This is a genomic window from Lonsdalea quercina (assembly GCF_900107885.1).
Classification (GTDB): domain Bacteria; phylum Pseudomonadota; class Gammaproteobacteria; order Enterobacterales; family Enterobacteriaceae; genus Lonsdalea; species Lonsdalea quercina.
In genome coordinates, this window is record NZ_FNQS01000001.1 from 534,648 (window position 1) to 552,094 (window position 17,447).

Below are 17,447 nucleotides of genomic sequence, written 5' to 3' on the forward strand. Positions count from 1 at the left end.
GACATGACTTCAAATCCGACTCACCATCCTTTCGGCTCCGACATTACAGAAGACGATCTGCGCCAACGTTTCTGCGCCTGCCGCAGTTGGGAAGATCGCTATCGCCAGATCATCTTGCTGGCCAAACAGCTTCCCTCCTTACCCGAAGAGAAAAAGCAGTCCGCCATCGCGCTATCTGGGTGTGAAAATCAGGTTTGGTTGGGATACGAACGAGAAGCGTCCGGAGCTCTGCATTTCTATGGCGACAGCGATGGTCGCATCGTCCGCGGATTGTTGGCGATACTGCTCACGGCCGTTGAAGGAAAAACCGCAGCGCAATTGCAGCAGCAGGATCCGCTGGCGTTGCTGGAAACTCTGGGTCTGAAAGCTCAGCTGAGCGCGTCCCGCTCAGCCGGACTGGCGGCGCTAGCCGCCAGAATCCAGGAAATTGCGAACCTGGAGTGCTGATTACAGGCTGTTTTGACGCTGAGCTTTCGCCATCATTTTTTTCAATGCATGAGAAACCGCCACAAATCCGAAGGTGGCGGTCACCATCGTCGCCGCGCCGAACCCAGACGCGCAGTCCATCCGTTTAACGCCATCGGCGCTCTGTTTAGATGCACACACACTGCCGTCCGGCTGAGGGTAAACCAGCGGTTCACAGGAAAATACACAGTCGATGCCCAGCTTGCCCTTGCTGTTTTTCACGATATTGAAATCATGCTTCAGACGCTCACGCAGCTTGGCGGCCAACGGATCCTGAATGGTTTTAGCCAGATCCGCCACGGCGATACGGGTAGGATCGATCTGCCCGCCAGCACCGCCGGTGGTGACGAGCGGGATCTTGTTGCGCCGGCAGTACGCTAATAGCGCAGCCTTCGCCCGCACGCTGTCGATGGCGTCGATCACATAGCTGAATTCGTTATTCAACAGCTCCGCCATATTGTCAGGGCTGATAAAGTCGTCCACGCAGGTCACCTGACACTCTGGATTGATCGCCAGAATGCGCTCCGCCATCACTGCCGTTTTCGGCTGTCCGGTATGCTGACGCAACGCATGAATCTGTCGGTTGGTATTACTGACGCAAACATCGTCCATATCAATCAGAGTGATCGCGCCGATGCCCGTCCGCGCCAGCGCTTCCGCCGCCCAAGAGCCCACCCCGCCGATGCCGATTACGCAAACGTGAGCCTCGGCGAACAGCGACAGCGCCTGCTGTCCATACAGTCGAGCTGTGCCGCCGAAGCGCTGCAGATAGCTTTCAGATAACCGTGAACTCATGACTCACCACCTTTACGGGATACGACCTGTAGAAAACAAACGGCGAGGATAATAACGCAGAGCGAGGCATTTGCGGAGAGAGAGATGAAATGAAATTTTTGCTCGGCGGCAAATTCGTTATCCGAGCGCAACCATGACGAAGCGGGCGCGGCAACCGCGCCCGACGTCATGATTGTCATTATGTCATTACTGAGAGAAGGACACTACCGGCGGCTTTCCGAGTAACCCGCCGTTCGTGTTTTGCGCCGGCGAAGAGCTCAGCAGCAGCCCGGAACTTTGCGGCTGCGTATTACGCAATACCCAGACTCGTCCGTAATGGTTATAAAAACCGGCGGAATGACCCGCGTCAGGGCCGATCCCCTGATAGATGTCAAAGTGCTGCCCCTTGATTGCACCGCCGACATCCAGCGCAATCATCAGACGCATTTCATAGTTGCCGTTGAATTTGCCCTGATCATCCAGCAGCGGGACTTCCGCCAGCAACACGCTGCCTTCGGGGATTAGCGAGCGGTCGGAGGCGACGGAAGCCTTGGCGATCAAAGGCACCGCGCTCGCGCCGCGCACTAACGCCGCATCCATCGGCTTGAAGAACACAAAGGAAGGGTTCTGTTCCAGCAGTTGGCGAACTTCCTGTTCAGAGTGAGTGTCCGCCCAGTGACGAATCGCCTGCATCGACATGTTTTCTTTTGCGACTTCACCTTCATCGATGAGGACTTTGCCGATACTGCGATAGGCATGACCATTTTTGCCCGCGTAGGCAAAGAACGTCAGAGGGCGACCATCGCCAAAGTCGACATACCCGCTCCCCTGAACCTCCATCATGAAGTTGTCCATCAAAGAGTTGCTCCAGCCCAAAATTGGAGCATTGCTGAGCGCGCCCGCATAAATGCCCGCGCGATCGGGAAGACGGCGGTTTTTCTTGCCGCGCGACGGCATGCCGTAGATGGGGTACTGGAACTCCCCTTGCCGGGTGTAGCGCGCCTGCACTACCGGGGTGTAGTAGCCGGTGAACTGAACGTTGCCGAAGCCGTCTACGCCTTCCATTTGCCACGACCCCAGACCAAACTTGCTCAGCTCACGCGTATCGCCGCCCGACAGCATCCAGTTCTGGATCGCCTGGAACGTAGCGTTATTGTTGCTGTAAAGAGTGGGAGAATCCGTCTGAATGTGCGTGACCTGACTGGCGAAGTCGCCGGCGTTAATCGGCTTGCCGCGCGTGTTCGGCTCGTTCACCATTTTCAGAGGCTGAGTGAGATGTCCGTCTTTATACTGCTGCCCCTGATCGGTAGGCCGACTCTGGCATCCCGCCAAAACGGCGATCATTAAGCCGACCAACACATAACCGCTTCGCCATCCTTTCATCTTTCCCCGCTCTCTTCTCAAGTGGTGTGCAACACGGAACGATAACAAACGGGTGGATAAAATGAAATGCGGCCGACACCTCATGCCAATCCCCTCAGCGTTATCAATCCCCCTACCAGGTTTACGTCAATAGATGAAGAAACAAACAAAGACAAGTGAAATCATTGATTTTTGCTAAAAAGGGGTTGCATAGAAACGCTTGGAGAGTATAGTGCGCTTCCACGGACGCGGGGTGGAGCAGCCTGGTAGCTCGTCGGGCTCATAACCCGAAGGTCGTCGGTTCAAATCCGGCCCCCGCAACCAATTCACGCCTAAAAAGTGAAAGCAGTAAGAAAGAAAAGCCAGAATACGGACGCGGGGTGGAGCAGCCTGGTAGCTCGTCGGGCTCATAACCCGAAGGTCGTCGGTTCAAATCCGGCCCCCGCAACCAATAAATAAAAACCTTAACGGGTGTTTTTTGCGTTTTAAGGCCAGCTGATTCCCGAAGGCTCCAAACAGGGATGAACGCGCCTCAGCCCGTCCTCCCTGCACTATCGACTCCCTAACCTATCTGGCTCGCTGAGCGAAATACGCTTTGATCCCTTCGAGGATTGATTGCGCCACCTGCTGTTGGAATCGTGCGGTACGCAGCTTACGCTCTTCTTCCGGATTGCTGATAAAGGCGGTTTCCACCAGAACCGAGGGAATATCCGGCGCTTTTAGTACCGCAAATCCCGCCTGATCGACGCTATTTTTATGTAGATGGTTGATTTTCCCCATCCGGCGCAGAATTTCTCCGCCGAACTTGAGGCTGTCGCTGATAGTCAGTGTCTGCACCATGTCCAGCATCGTGTGATCGAGATAGCGATCGCCGCTCATGCTAACGCCGCCGATGAGATCCGATTCGTTCTGAGTCTGCGCCAGAAAACGCGCGGCGGAACTGGTCGCCCCCTTTTTCGACAACGCGAAAACTGAAGATCCTTTAGCCGCACGGTTGGTGAACGCATCCGCGTGAATGGAGACAAACAAATCGGACCGCTGTTTGCGGGCTTTCGCCACACGCACCTGCAACGGGATAAACACGTCTTCATTACGCGTCATATACGCTTTCATGTTCGGCTCGCGATCGATCAAGGCTTTCAGGCGGCGCGCAATCTGTAGCACCACGTCCTTTTCTCGCGTCCGATTTTTTCCGATCGCGCCGGGGTCTTCCCCACCATGCCCCGGATCCAACATCACCACCAACGGCCTCTCCCGGCCCGGCTTCCCTGCGAGCGGCGCTTCTTGCGGCAGAGTGCGTCCAAGATCGCCTTTGTTGTAGTCCTCAAGCAGCGCCAGAAGCGGGTCTTCCGCATTGTCGTAACGCCCTTCGACGGGATAAAGATCGAGCACCAGACGATTTTTAAACCCGGCGACCGGCGATAGCGCAAACATTTTGGGACTGACCTGCTGTTTCAGCTCCAACACCAGTCGCACCGTCTGCTTATCGAACTGCCCTGCCCGCGCGGTCTTAATGTAGGGGTCGCCCTGATTGAAGCGTTGGCCTACATTTTTCAGCACGCTATTCAGCGAGACGTTGTCGATGTCCACCACCAACCGCCGGGGATTATCCAGCATAAATTGCCGATACTTCAGAGGATGGCTGGATTCCAACGTGACGCGAGTATAGGCCGATGCCGGCCAAATACGCACGGCGATGACCTGAGAAGTGGCGGCGAGACCAACGCCGGTAACGCTCAATAGCCAGGTCGCGGCCGCACCCTGCAATAGTCGTCGGCGGGTCAGAGGGTGATTCGAATCAGACATGCGGCTCCGGTTTACGTACGGGGTAACAATTAATGACGATGGAAAAGGTTATGTTTTTCAGAAATGCCCGAAACTTTATCGAATCTGCCCCATACTGTCATGAAAAAAGTTTCCCGGTTAAGCCTGCATATTGGAGTTGCAACGTGAACAAATGCGGGCGATGAAATGCTTGCCTTTTATGCTATTAAGCATAAAAATACAAAAATACCGAATAAAAATTCAGGGGGCTCGCAGTGAAGGAACGTAGTACAGAACTGGTTCAAGGCTTCCGCCATACAGTTCCTTATATCAACGCGCATCGCGGCAAAACGTTCGTCATCATGCTAGGCGGTGAAGCGATCGAGCATGAAAACTTCAGCAATATCGTCAGCGACATCGGCCTGCTTCACAGCCTGGGCATCAAGCTGGTTGTGGTCTACGGCGCCCGACCGCAGATCGACGCCAACCTGGTCGCCCACCATTGCGAACCGACCTACCACAAACACACTCGCATTACCGACAGCACCACGCTCGAACTGGTGAAGCAAGCCGCCGGCATGTTGCAACTGGACATCACCGCGCGTCTGTCGATGAGCCTGACCAATACGCCGTTGCAAGGCGCACATATCAACGTCGTCAGCGGCAATTTCGTTATTGCCCAGCCGCTCGGCGTGGATGACGGCGTGGACTACTGTCACAGCGGACGCATTCGCCGTATCGATGAAGAGGCGCTTCACCGCCAGTTGGAAAGCGGCGCCATCGTGTTGCTTGGCCCCGTCGCGGTGTCCGTAACAGGCGAAAGCTTCAACCTGACCTCAGAAGAAGTCGCGACACAGCTAGCGATAAAACTGCAGGCAGAAAAGATGATCGGGTTCTGCGCCGGACAAGGCGTCACTGACCCAAACGGCAACGTGATTTCCGAAATACTGCCGGAAGAAGCGCAGCACCTGATCCAGAGCCAGGAAGAAGTGGAAGACTTCAATTCCGAAGTCGTGCGTTTCCTGCGCGGCGCGGTGAAAGCCTGCCGCAGCGGCGTGCGACGCAGCCATCTCATCAGCTATCAGGAAGATGGCGCGCTGCTGCAGGAACTGTTTTCCCGCGACGGTATCGGGACGCAGGTCGTTATGGAAAGCGCCGAACAGGTTCGCCGTGCAACCATCAACGATATCGGGGGAATTCTGGAACTGATCCATCCGCTGGAACAGCAGGGCATTCTGGTGCGCCGCTCCCGCGAACAGCTGGAAATGGAAATCGACAAATTCACCGTGGTCGTCAGGGACAACCTCACCATCGCCTGTGCGGCGCTCTATCCGTTTCCTGAAGAAAGCATTGCCGAGATGGCCTGCGTGGCGGTCCACCCGGAATACCGTAACTCTTCCCGCGGCGACCAACTGCTGCATCACATTGAAAGCCAGGCTCGTCATCAGGGGCTTAAGCGCCTGTTCGTGCTCACGACGCACAGTATTCACTGGTTCCAGGAGCGCGGTTTCCAGCCCGCCGAGGTCGCCATGCTGCCACGGCGCAAGCAGGAGCTGTACAACTATCAGCGCCGTTCGAAAATACTGGTCATGGATCTCTAAAGCGTTATCGCCAGGCCAGACCGGCGCGAAAGCACTGTCCTTTCGCGCCGCCCATTTCCCCAACCCTTTCTTCTTTCGACCCTCTACTCCGCCATCAAAGAGCGAATGCGTGTCTCGAGTCCGCTGTAGCGCTGCGTCGGCGTGCTGACCGCCCGGCACAGTATCGCCCCATCGCTAAATAACGACAGCCGCTTGCGGGCGCGAGTAATGGCGGTATACACCAACTCCCGCGTCAGAACAGGGAGAAAGTGGTTAGGCAGCGCCAGCGCCGTGTGTTCGAACTCGGAGCCTTGGGACTTATGCACGGTCATCGCATAGGCCGTTTCATGCGGCGGCAGTCGGCTGGGCGCAACCGATTTGGTTCGCCCATCGGGCAGTTGGAAATAGACCCGCAGCTCGCCCTGTTCGTTTGTCATACTGATGCCGATGTCGCCGTTGAAAAGCCCGAGCACCGCGTCGTTGCGCTCAATCATCACCGGGCGGCCCACATACCAGCGTCCACCGTTGAGCGTCGGCCGTTGAATCAATCCCGCCATCTGCAGCGCGCGTTCAATACGCTGATTCAGCCCGGCGACACCAAACGGTCCTTCTCTGAGCGCACACAGCTGTCGGTAACGTTGAAAGGCCTGCAATACCTGCTCCGGGGCGTCGCCGCTGGCAATACGCTGAAGATAATCCGTATATCCCTCCACCGCCTGATCCAGCAGGCGCTGATAGTCTGAGTTATCCGCCAGCGGCAGACAGGCGATATCGCCATACCCCTGCTGCAAAACGGCCAGCAGATGGGCCTCGTCGCCCCGATTTACTGCCTTCGCCAGCTGTCCTATGCCCGAGTCCGCCGTGAAACGGTAACTCTTGCGCAGCAGACAAATGCTGTCGGCCACCGAGGCGTTCGCCGCCGATCCCGACTCCAGCGTGCAGCCGGTAAGGCGATTCAACTGCTGACTCCGCTGCTGACTGTAACCCTGTTCGGCGAAACGACAGATATCGCCGAGCACCGCCCCGGCCTCAACCGAAGCCAGCTGGTCGCGATCGCCTAACAGTATGATGCGAGCCTGCGGCGGCAGCGCGGCTATCAGATTCGCCATCATCGGGAGATCGACCATCGAGGCTTCGTCCACCACCAGGACATCCAAGTGCAGCGGATTGTCCTGATGATAGCGCAGGCGCTGGCTGTCGGGCACCGCGCCCAGCAGGCGGTGCAGTGTGGTGGCTTCTTGCGGAAAAGCCAACCGCTCGGCGTCGCTGAGCGGCAGCTGACTTAACACGCTGCCTAAGGATTCGGTGAGACGCGCCGCCGCCTTTCCGGTCGGCGCCGCCAGTTGGATGCGCGGCGATGGTCCCTTCTGCAACGCAATCAAAGCCGCCAGCAGTCTGGCGACCGTCGTCGTTTTACCGGTGCCAGGCCCGCCGGAGATCACCGCAATCCGTCGGGTCAAGGCGACCGCGGCGGCGATCTTCTGCCAGTCAGCTTCGCCCTCAGCCGCAGGAAACAGCTCATCCAGCACCGCCCGGATACGGGCTTCGTCGTAGACTGTTTCAGCGCGATTACCGGCGATAAACTGGGCGACACGGCTCTCACCCTGCCAGCTGCGCTGCAAGTAGAGGTTGTCCTGCTGAAAAACCAGCGGGGCCACCGCTTCTCCCTCGCCAACGGCAGGATCGCTCAACAGACGCTGTCGCCATTCGGCCTCGTCCGGCTTTCCTAACCGTTGCCAAATCTCCTGAGCCAGCGCCCGATCGCGCCCGTCAAACAGCGCGTTGGGATGAAGCTTAGACAGCGGCAGGCAAACGTGCCCCGCGCCGACGTAGGCGCTGAGGCACGCCGCCGCCAGCAGGAGATGCGGCTGATCGTCTTCCGCCAGCATCCGGGCAAACTGCACGTCCAGCGGACGTAACCATCGCCGCTGACGGGCTTCTTCCAACAGCTCAATCATGCCCGACATGCGCGCCCTCCGTTAACTCTTCGCCGCAAAACAAATCATCCATATCGTCGACAAACGCCCGAGAAGGACGCGTGAAATAGATCCCGTTACCGGGATGCTCGGCGCTGACGCCGCGCAGAAACAGATAAAACACGCCCCCGAAGTGCTGTTCATAGTCGTAATTCGGCAGTCGATGTCGCAGATAACGATGCAGCGCCAGCGTATAGAGTTGGTACTGCAGGTCGTACCGATGCTCCGCCATCGCCCGCATCATGGCGTCCTGCGTATAGGCGCTGGCGTCATGCCCCAGCCAGTTGGATTTATAGTCCAGCAGGTAGTAGCGTCCCTGCCAGACAAACACCAGGTCGATAAATCCCTTCAGCATGCCTTTGACCTGCTGGAACGATAACGCCGGGCAGAGCGCCGAGAGCGGATCGTGATGTCTGATCAGGCGGTCCAACGCATCGGCGGTGAGCATCCGCTGGATCGGCAGATAGAATTGCAGCTCGGCCTGTTTATGTCCGTTATCCAGCTCGGCGAGCCGAATGGCGTCATCGTTAAGCGGGAGCGTCAGAACATTCTCCATCCAGGGCTTCAGCACCGACAGCCACTCATCCTCGATGCCATATTGCCGCAGCTGTTCCAACAGCCACGCGTCGTCGATCGGTTGGGTGAAGTCCAACGTTTCAAATAGGCTGTGCAGAAACGTCCCCGGCGCCGCGCCGCGCGGAAACGAGTGCGGCGAACGCTCTGCCATCTCCTCTTCCGCCGCTTCGCCCATCGAGTCAATATCAAAACGGGGCAACAGCGCCTGGATCGTATCGGAACCGTGCTGCTGCAACCCTGAATAACTGGTCACCCGCCAGCCGTCGCGCAGCCGTCGGGTATTGCGCCTTGCCTCTAGCGACGGCGGCAGCGCCGACTCCGGCTGCCACGGCTGCTCATCTTGCGCAGCCGCCATGTTTAACGCGATATCCTCACCGACCATGCCTTCCAGTTCGGCGATGAGCGCCTCCGCGGTAGCCGCCTGACCGCGCTGCAACAGGTAGCCCAGCGCGCTGTGGTGCATATCGCTTTCGCCCTCTTTCTTCTTTGTACCCTGAAACAGCGGCGCTACCCCGACCGCGCAGTGATAAATAGCTCGGGTCATCGCCACGTACAGCAGCCGTAAATCTTCCGCCAGCCGTTCCTCTTCCGCCAGTTGCTGACTCTCTTCGCCGTTTTGCAGATCCAACATGGCCCGAAAATTCTGCCTGTCGTGGTAAATCCCCTCCTGCTGAGGGCGAAAGTTGCCGATGAAGGGCAGCCAGACCAGCGGATATTCCAGCCCCTTGGACTTATGAATGGTCACTATCTGCACCAGATGGCGGTCGCTTTCCAGCCGCAGCTGCTGGTTCTCCGCCTGTGGGTTAGGCTGGGCGATTTGCTGGGCCAGCCAGCGCACCAACGCATGTTCGCTGTCTAACGACGCCGAGGCCTCCTGCAACAATTCACCGATATGCAGGATATCCGTCAGGCGGCGCTCGCCATCGGCGCTCGCCAGCACATCCTCCGCCAGTCGACGATGCGTCATCAGCGCGCGTAACATCGGCAGAACGCCGCGTTGCAGCCAGAGTTGGCGGTAGCGGGCGAACTCATCCACCAGCGCGTCCCAGTTCGCTTCGCTACGGCTCAGCGCATCCAGGGACGGCGCATCCATCCCCATAATCGTGGTCGCCATTGCCGCACGCAGCGCGCGCTCCTGTTCCGGCGCCAGCACCGCCTGCAGAATCCACAGCATCTCTCTCGCTTCCACGGTGGCGAATACGCTATCGCGGTTGGACAGGTAGACGGATGGAATGTGCAGACGGTTTAACGCCTGACGGATCAACATCGCCTCTCGTCTGCTGCGCACCAATACGGTGATATCCGCCGCCCGTACTGGCCTGGTCTCACCGTGTCCATCCACCAGCCACGCCTGCCCCGACTGTCCGGCGCTCAGCCAGTCGCGGATCTGTCCCGCGCACTGACGGGCCATCACCTGCTGATATTCGCCGACTCCAGAGCCTTCCCGACTACTCAGCCAGAACTGCAGCGCCGGCATTCTTGCGCCTTCCATTACAAAAGCATAAGCGTGGTTTTTCGAGGCCGAATTAACAGACAGAAACGGAATTTGTTCGAAGATGAACGGAGATTCGACGCGCTGAAACAGTTGATTCACCGCATCCACCATACCGGGCGCCGAGCGCCAGTTGGTGTCGAGCGTATAGTGCGACGGCACCTCTGCGCGCGCGCGCATGTAGGTGAAGATATCCGCGCCGCGAAACGCGTAAATCGCCTGTTTCGGGTCACCGATCATCAGCCAGCCGCACTGCGGCTGGTCAGCATAGATCGTATGGAAGATGCGATATTGCTGGGTATCCGTATCCTGAAACTCATCGATCATCGCCACCGGATAACGCGTGCGGATCGCCTCTGCTAATTGGCCGCCTTCCTGCTGCTGCAGCGCTTCATCCAAACGCCCCAGCAAATCGTCGAAGCCCAGCTCCGCCCGCCGCTGCTTCTCCTCCCGCACCGTGCGCTTGATCTCTTTAAGCGCCAGCCAGATGACCAGATCTTTTAGCGTCAGGGATTCCTGCAACAGCCGTTCTACCGCGCTGAATACGGGGTGAATCGGCGGCTCGCCTTTCGTCGTCCGCTCAATCAGCTCCTGCTGACTAAAACGTTCCAACTCTTTCGGTAGCTGATAACCTTGCGTCGGCTGCTCGGCCCACTCGCCCACCTTGCGCAGCCAGTTGGGCAGGTTACGACTGCTGTAGCGTCGTTTATCTACACCGGATCCGCGAATCAGCGCCTCCAAGTCGGACGCCTCGCGCCACGTCTGTTTGAAGGCGTCAATGATGGCAACGATCCGTTGATGCCGCTCCAGCAAAGTTTCTTCCTGCTGCGGCGGCTGACGCAGCGTCGGCATTTCTCCATGCAGATAGGGGACCAACGTCTGCAACAAGGCCTCCGGCCCTGCCCACTGTTCGCTCACTGCCCTGACCACGTCCAGGGGCAGCGGATAGCAGTGGCGACGCCAGAAGTCGGCGCAGGCCTGACGGCGCAACGGCTGTTCATCTTCCAGCAGCCGCTGTTCGAACAGAATGCCGGATTCGAAGGCGTGGGTCGTCAGCATACGCTGGCAGAAACCATGAATGGTGTAGATGGCCGCTTCATCCATCTGCCGCTCCGCGCGCAGCAGCACCTCGGCCGCCTCGCTATGCCACTCCTGCGGGATCTCGGCCAGCAGTTGCAGCATGAGCGCATCGACGTCCTTCCCCCCCACACAGGCGAGATAAAGCTCATGAATATTTCTACGGATACGCTCACGCAGCTCTTCCGTCGCCGCCTCCGTGAAGGTGACCACCAGAATCTCTTCGACGAGTAAAGGACGAGGATAAGCATGTTCACCGCCCAGCCCCAGCAGCAAACGTAGATAAAGCGCGGAAAGCGTATAGGTTTTGCCCGTTCCCGCCGACGCTTCAATCAGCCGCTCGCCGGACAGCGGCAGCGTGAATACATTAAGACTATGCGCAGTCACTGTCGTCATGATTGTTCCGCCTGCAGAGGTGACAAGATGTGTTTTAAGGCGCTGATGGTTAAATGACGCGCCTCTCCAGCCGCCGCCGTCTTATCCATCAGCCTGTTGACGCGGTTAATCCGCCGCAAGATTGAGATATCGAGCTTCAGGTTGAAATCATTCGGTATAAGCATTAATGCCATAGACAACAACGATGGGCTACGTGCGGTGACGGCATGACGCAGCCGCGCCACTTCGGTTAACGCGCGCCTCATTTCGTCGAATCCTGGTCGACACGATGTTACTGCTAAGAGCGCCCGATGCCGATATAGGTAGACATCCGGCATGGGTATGACCTGCCGTTGACGCTGTCCCGCCGTGATGCCTTGCCGTCGTGTGACGAAGCCACCGCGCGGCGTTCTTTTCGACGCCCTCCATTCCTTCGCGTCATCCCCCCCGCTACTGTTCAAAACTGATTAAACCGAACGGCGGGGAGTAACCATGTCTTCGCCGCAGCCGTCACCTGATCAATCCTTTCACTGTCCATCTCCCGCACGATGCGCTGCAGGTAATAATCCTCCCCTTCGCCTGACAGGTTGAAGGTTCCCTGCCACGCCTCCAGAAGCTTTTGCTGCGCCTTATTAAGGGCGGCTTCATCGGTCTGCAGGCTGTCGCTTTTACGATCGTAAATGACGTTCAGCCAGGCGCCGCCGGAGCGATGAAGCAGCAGCAACGGTTGATTCATTCCCTGCTGATAGCCGCGAATCATCAATGCCAGACATTCCCGCGCCTGCGCCTCGCTCAGTGAGGGAAAACGCCAGCCGCTGTCGTCGCGTCCATAGATCCGACTTTCGCCTTGTCCGCCATTCAGACAGTAGGCCAGATGCTCCAGCCACAGCATCATGCCGTCCACCAGCGAAATTTTACCGGGACGCCAGCGCAGTAGGCCGTCGTGCTGAATTTGCGTCAGCCAGCCGGTGACGCGCACGCCGTCCAGCGTGATATCCAGCTCCTGACTGTCCAACAGCGCCAACTGCCGTTCTTCGCGCACGCGAGCCGCCAGATTGCGCATTTCATCCATCTGCGTCTGCCAATACAGCTCGCCGAAGGCGCCATAAGGCAGCGTCCCGGCCGCACGCATACGCCGATACAGCTGATCCGCGTCGCCATCGTTGATCAGTTCGTTCAGTAGCAAAGTATTCATTTGATAACGATCGAGGTGATCGACCCAAAACGGCTCCTCTTCACGTAGCTCCTGATCGTCGAGCACAAAATTCACGCCGAGACGCAGTTGGAAAAACGCGCGGACAGGATGACGATAGAAACGTTTCAGTTCATCCAGTGTCACTTCGCTGTAGTGCTGCTCCGGCAACGGCAGGTCGAACGGCGGTTGGCTTTTGCCTTCACGCCCTGCCGCCGCCAGCCACTCAGCGGCAAAACTCTGCGGCCTGCCCTCAGCGATAAAGTTATCCGCATCGAACGGCATCCGCGGATGCTCACAGCAGAGCGTTGCCAAAAGACGCTCTGCGCTGACATCACCGTCCAGATATTCATCGCCCGGCACGCAGTAACTTTGGGTGATGTAGTCGAGCAGTTCGCTGACCAGTACGGAGGGAAAGCGCCGGCTATTGTCCTGGATGGAGTGCCCGATATAGCTGATATAGAGCCGGTTTTGCGCCGACAGCAACGCCTCCAGAAACAGATAACGGTCATCTTCCCGCCGGCTGCGATCGCCGCGGCGGCGGTGCCGCGACATCAGGTCGAACCCCAGCGGCGGCAACGTACGCGGATAAACGCCGTCGTTCATCCCCAGCAGGCAGACCGCCTTGAAAGGGATTGAGCGCATAGGCATTAGCGTACAGAAATTCACTGCGCCAGCCAGGAAACGCTGGCTGAGCCGCTCCCGGTCGAGCCTGCCCGCCAGCTCGCTGCGTAACAGCGCGACGGGCACGGGCTGCGGATAGCGCGCCTGCATGCCGGTATTGATGATCTGCTGCCAGTGCTCCTCGATCAGCGTCAACGCCGCTTCAGCGTCGCCGTCCGGCAAAAAGAAATCATCGACTAATTGGCGGCACAGCGGTTGCCACTCTTCCAGCGTACGCGGCTGCTGCAAACGCTGCCGCCATTGACTCAGCTGCATCAGCAAGTCCGCCAATTGCCCGGCAAGTTCGGCGATCAGCCCGCTGGACTCGTCATAGGGAAGCACACCCCGCCAGTCTCCCGCATGGCTGTCCATCGCATACCCCAGCAGCATACGCGTGATGCCGAAGCGCCAGGTGTGCTGGCCGGTCGGCGGCAGCATCAGCTCCCGAACGTTGTCGTCATCCAGCCCCCAGCGAATGCCGGACTCCGTCACCCAAAGCCGTAGGCGTCTCAGCCCCTCTTCGTGAATGCCGAATCGGTTCGCCAGCGCCGGAACTTCCAACAGCGCCAAAACCTGTTCCGCCATAAATCGGCTGGTCGGCAGCTCCAGCAGTGTCAGCACCGCCTGCAAGGCGGGATGCGCATGACGCGCGCGCTGATCTGAAATGGAAAACGGCAGATAGCGATCTTCCGGCGCGTTGCCGAATACCGCCTGAATAAACGGCGAATAGCTATCGATGTCCGCCACCATCACGATGATGTCGCGCGGCATCAGCTCAGGGTCGTCCGCCATCATCGCCAGCAGTTGGTCATGCAACACTTCCACTTCACGCTGCGGACTGTGACAGGCATGAACGGATACCGAGCGATCACCCGGCATCAGCGGCCGTTTGCGGCGTTTCGTTTCTACGCTACTGTTTGGCGGCTGTGTAATTTCGCTCTTCTCACCGGTCGCGACGAGACGGCTATCTTCCAGCTCCAGAATATCCCGCTGTAGCGCGCTAAGCAGATGTTGCGCGTCAATATCCACATACGCAGAGACGCCGTTCGTCTCATCCAACTGCTCCAGCAGATGCAAATTGTCACGCCCAAGCTTGCCCCATGAGGCCAGCAGCGGGTTACCTACATTCTGCTCGCCATCATCTTTAAACAGGGATTCGGCACGCGCCGGATCGCGGAATAACGGCCGGCTTTCAGACGTTATCCGCCGATTCTGATACAAGCGCCACTGGCGTCCTTTCAGACGAGCCAGAGACGTCTCGTCCTGAATATCGCCCCAATAATAGCGACAAGGATTGGTAAACAACAGGTGTACGTCGATATGTTTGCCCAGCGCATTCAACGCCTGCAAATAGACCGGCGGCAATGCGGAAATACCGCAGATAAATACGCGATCCGGCAGTCCGGCAGGACGGTTTTCCGCCTGTTCCAGTACCTGGATAAATCGCTGATAGAGGATAGTGTGGTGCCATTCAAGCTGTCCCAGAGATTGCGTGTACTCCACCAGCCGCCGCCAGAGCGGCGCCTGCCATTGCTGGGCATCTCCGGCCTCATCCACATCTAGCCCCTGCTGCCAACGCATAATCCAGTCAGGGCGGTAAATCAGATATTGATCGAACAGATCAGCCGTGCGCCCGGCCAGTTGGTGCAACTTGCGATCGTCGCCATCCTCTTCCAAATAGTGGGCCAGCAGAGCAAAAGCAGGGTCATCCAACTGCTGGGGCAGCAAATGCATCAGCTTCCAGCTCATGGCTTCCTTGCTAAAGGCACTCTCCTTGGGGATTTCGGGGATCAGACGCCGACACATGTCCCACAAAAAGACGCCCGGCAGAGGAAATTGGATATTAGCGGCGATGTGAAATTTTTCGGCCAGTTCGATTTGGAGCCACTGCGCCATACCCGGGCTTTGCACTAACACCATTTCCGGCTGGAAAGGGTCGGTAAGTGGTTGCTGCTGCATCAGCGCCGCCGTCAGCTCCTTCAATATATCCAGCTGATTGGAGTGGTAAACCGTGAACATGGTGACTCCTGACCGTTCGATGCCGATTATGATGTATTCGAGATTGGCTCTTCAGTTTCCGTCAGCGGATAACAAAGCCAACGGGTGAGCGAGGCGGAATAGTGCCGCGGCGTCACCACGGCGGCCGTGACCCGCTGGCATTGCGGGCCATAAGGCTGCACGTTCAATGAACTGGTCCAGCCTTCAGGCAATGACGCGGTGACGGTTTGAACGGGCACGCCTGCGTCCTGCGCCTCTAGCTGCTCATTGACCCACCGCCAGGCCTGACGCTGCTGCCATTGGTACTGTAATGACCGTTGAAGTATTAAATGATATTGCAATAATCCGGTCAGAGAAACTGAGAATAGCACTGCGGCAATCAGCGTTTCGAGCAGGCTGAACCCGCTTTGATTTCCGTCGAACGATAACTTCTTAATGAACGACACAATAACGCGCCTCCGGTTCCGGGCAGAAGTCGAGCCATCCTTGCGACATCGCCTGCAGCAGCACGGCTCCGTCGATCGTCTGCGCCGCGACGCGTTGATACAACCTGAGCGGCGGAGTATCCACCTCCAACTGCCCCTCACCGCGCAGTATGCCCTGATTGCCTGAGGGAGATAAATGCAGACACACCCGCAGATGGTCCATCGAGAGCGTACGGCACTGCCATACATCCCCGTTATCCCGCCAACGTTGGCTGATGCCCCATTCAAGAGACGACAGCCCCTGGTTGTAGGCTTTCCAATAATGCTGCTCGTCCTTGCCCTGTTCTATCCATGTTTCCAGCTGTTTTTGCATACCGACCAGCAGTAACACGCCAAGGGAGATCAGCACCATAACGATCATCAGGGCATTGCCTGACTGGTGACGTTTAGACGGCATCATGATTGCGTCTCCCGACCCATCGCTGCACCTGCTGTTTAATGTGCGGTCTGTCGGTCCAGTAGCCCGAAAGCCCCAGCAGATATAAGGTCCCTCGACTGCCTTGTTGTGAAGAGACATGAAAGCCGGTAATGGTCACCTCATTTGGGTCGAAGAATTTATCCCAGCGCTTTCCCCGGCACCGGGCGTAGCCGGTCTGGACCTCCAAAGCGCCGTTGCGCAGGCGGTAGCTGAAAAATTCGCCCTCAGACCGTTCACCGGGATCCCAGTGACCGCTACGGTTCACGTCGTACGATATCGTCAGGCAACTCTGGGCCGGATTCACGCTGTCGGAGCTCAACGTAATCGCCTCGCTCCGGCAGTTCCCGGCGCAAAACCCCGCGCGAAGGATATCCTTCTCGATAACAGATAAAGCCTGACTGAGCGTCTGCTCAAGACGGAACGCGTTAAGTCCCTGCTGGCTCTGCTTGTTCAGTACAGCAAATAGCTGTACGACTGCGAGAATGATGATGCTGACAATACCGAGCGCCAGCATGACTTCCGGCAAAGAAAAACCGCAGAAGCGACATTTTTTATCCGGCGTCAGCATAAAGGGGTACCCAACAGCGACCGTCCTTCACTGCACAACCTTAATCTTCCGCGCACGGAGAGCACCAATCGGATACGACCCGCCGCATTACCCAAGGTCAAATGGCCCGATTGAGCCGTGTGACGCAGACCAAAGAAGGCAAACTGCTGCGCCGTAGCGTCAACCAGCTCAACGTCGCGGGATGTCGGGATAAAAAAAAGCGCGCTGCCCGCCGGACAGTCGCTGCTTGATGTTCCCGGCCCTACGCACCAACGCTCACCGACACGCTGTATCCGTGCTATCAGCGTTTCGTTACGCCAATTGGCCTGCGTTTGTATCCGCCCCACTACGCTCAGCAACTGCCGGGCATTCTGCTCCAGCAACATCGCCTGTCGATATCCCAACCAGCTGTGTAGCCCTGCGCCGACCAGGAGTGATATCACCGCAATTACCATCACTAACTCCAGCAGGGTGAACCCCTGTTGCCATCCATTGCACTTTTTCATGTCGCTCAGTGTAGCGACAATACCTATTTCCGACAGCAAAATGGTATCGGCTTTGCGCAGCGCCGCGTAGATTTTTTGAAGCGAAAACAGTTTATTACTTTTTAAATGCGAAGCGGTTCGCAAAAACCGTCGCGGACATAAAAAAACCTGTCGGCGAAGCGCCCACAGGATATTTTATGAGTAACCAAGGACGCTGA

The 17,447-nt window shown here is 57.7% G+C and carries 13 protein-coding genes and 2 tRNA genes; 4 read left to right on the forward strand and 11 right to left on the reverse strand.

The features are described 5' to 3' along the window. Positions 1–3: 3 nt before the first annotated feature. Positions 4–447, forward strand: coding sequence for a cysteine desulfurase sulfur acceptor subunit CsdE (gene csdE, locus BLU64_RS02395; RefSeq protein ID WP_026742942.1), 444 nt, complete (start codon positions 4–6; stop codon positions 445–447). Here the strand turns inward: csdE and tcdA are convergent, their stop codons facing one another. Together tcdA and mltA are read right to left on the reverse strand one after the other, a co-directional pair. Then, a complete protein-coding gene (gene tcdA / locus BLU64_RS02400) occupies positions 448–1,260 on the reverse strand; it encodes a tRNA cyclic N6-threonylcarbamoyladenosine(37) synthase TcdA (protein WP_074727818.1) in 813 nt (270 codons plus the stop codon). A 186-nt stretch (positions 1,261–1,446) separates the two neighbouring features. Continuing rightward, positions 1,447–2,622 carry a murein transglycosylase A gene (gene mltA, locus BLU64_RS02405; protein ID WP_074727820.1) on the reverse strand — a complete coding sequence of 392 codons (1,176 nt, stop codon included), beginning with the start codon at positions 2,620–2,622 and terminating at the stop codon, positions 1,447–1,449. A gap of 226 nt (positions 2,623–2,848) precedes the next feature. Between mltA and BLU64_RS02410 the strand changes: the two genes are divergently transcribed. Both BLU64_RS02410 and BLU64_RS02415 read left to right on the forward strand, forming a co-directional pair. After that, positions 2,849–2,925, forward strand: a tRNA-Met gene (locus tag BLU64_RS02410). Positions 2,926–2,975: 50 nt separating this feature from the next. Further along, positions 2,976–3,052 (forward strand) — tRNA-Met (locus BLU64_RS02415). Between the two features lie 116 nt (positions 3,053–3,168). Here BLU64_RS02415 and amiC read toward each other — a convergent pair. Continuing rightward, positions 3,169–4,407 carry an N-acetylmuramoyl-L-alanine amidase AmiC gene (gene amiC / locus BLU64_RS02420; RefSeq protein WP_074727822.1) on the reverse strand — a complete coding sequence of 413 codons (1,239 nt, stop codon included), beginning with the start codon at positions 4,405–4,407 and terminating at the stop codon, positions 3,169–3,171. A 233-nt stretch (positions 4,408–4,640) separates the two neighbouring features. On the opposite strand from amiC, the gene argA reads away from it, so the two are divergent. Beyond that, complete coding sequence (gene argA, locus BLU64_RS02425) at positions 4,641–5,966, forward strand: amino-acid N-acetyltransferase (protein WP_074727824.1); 1,326 nt, start codon at positions 4,641–4,643, stop codon at positions 5,964–5,966. A gap of 83 nt (positions 5,967–6,049) precedes the next feature. On the opposite strand, the gene recD is transcribed toward argA, so the two are convergent. The 8 genes from recD to BLU64_RS02465 form a co-directional block, all read right to left on the reverse strand. Beyond that, positions 6,050–7,903, reverse strand: coding sequence for an exodeoxyribonuclease V subunit alpha (gene recD, locus BLU64_RS02430; protein ID WP_026742947.1), 1,854 nt, complete (start codon positions 7,901–7,903; stop codon positions 6,050–6,052). Next, entirely contained in the window at positions 7,896–11,462 is a 3,567-nt protein-coding gene (gene recB / locus BLU64_RS02435) for an exodeoxyribonuclease V subunit beta (RefSeq protein WP_074727826.1), read from the reverse strand. Before recB ends, recD begins: the two co-directional genes overlap by 8 nt. Further along, positions 11,459–11,707 carry a hypothetical protein gene (locus BLU64_RS02440; RefSeq protein ID WP_026742949.1) on the reverse strand — a complete coding sequence of 83 codons (249 nt, stop codon included), beginning with the start codon at positions 11,705–11,707 and terminating at the stop codon, positions 11,459–11,461. Before BLU64_RS02440 ends, recB begins: the two co-directional genes overlap by 4 nt. A 191-nt stretch (positions 11,708–11,898) precedes the next feature. After that, positions 11,899–15,315 carry an exodeoxyribonuclease V subunit gamma gene (gene recC / locus BLU64_RS02445; protein WP_026742950.1) on the reverse strand — a complete coding sequence of 1,139 codons (3,417 nt, stop codon included), beginning with the start codon at positions 15,313–15,315 and terminating at the stop codon, positions 11,899–11,901. Positions 15,316–15,341: 26 nt separating this feature from the next. Continuing rightward, positions 15,342–15,740 carry a prepilin-type N-terminal cleavage/methylation domain-containing protein gene (locus BLU64_RS17110; protein ID WP_074727828.1) on the reverse strand — a complete coding sequence of 133 codons (399 nt, stop codon included), beginning with the start codon at positions 15,738–15,740 and terminating at the stop codon, positions 15,342–15,344. Then, positions 15,727–16,179: a YgdB family protein gene (locus tag BLU64_RS17115; protein ID WP_235195097.1), complete on the reverse strand. Its 453-nt coding sequence runs from the start codon at positions 16,177–16,179 to the stop codon at positions 15,727–15,729. The genes BLU64_RS17110 and BLU64_RS17115 overlap by 14 nt, the downstream gene beginning before the upstream one ends. Next, positions 16,166–16,765, reverse strand: coding sequence for a prepilin peptidase-dependent protein (locus tag BLU64_RS02460; protein ID WP_026742953.1), 600 nt, complete (start codon positions 16,763–16,765; stop codon positions 16,166–16,168). The genes BLU64_RS17115 and BLU64_RS02460 overlap by 14 nt, the downstream gene beginning before the upstream one ends. Continuing rightward, positions 16,759–17,250 carry a prepilin peptidase-dependent protein gene (locus BLU64_RS02465; RefSeq protein ID WP_026742954.1) on the reverse strand — a complete coding sequence of 164 codons (492 nt, stop codon included), beginning with the start codon at positions 17,248–17,250 and terminating at the stop codon, positions 16,759–16,761. Before BLU64_RS02465 ends, BLU64_RS02460 begins: the two co-directional genes overlap by 7 nt. Positions 17,251–17,447 lie beyond the last annotated feature (197 nt).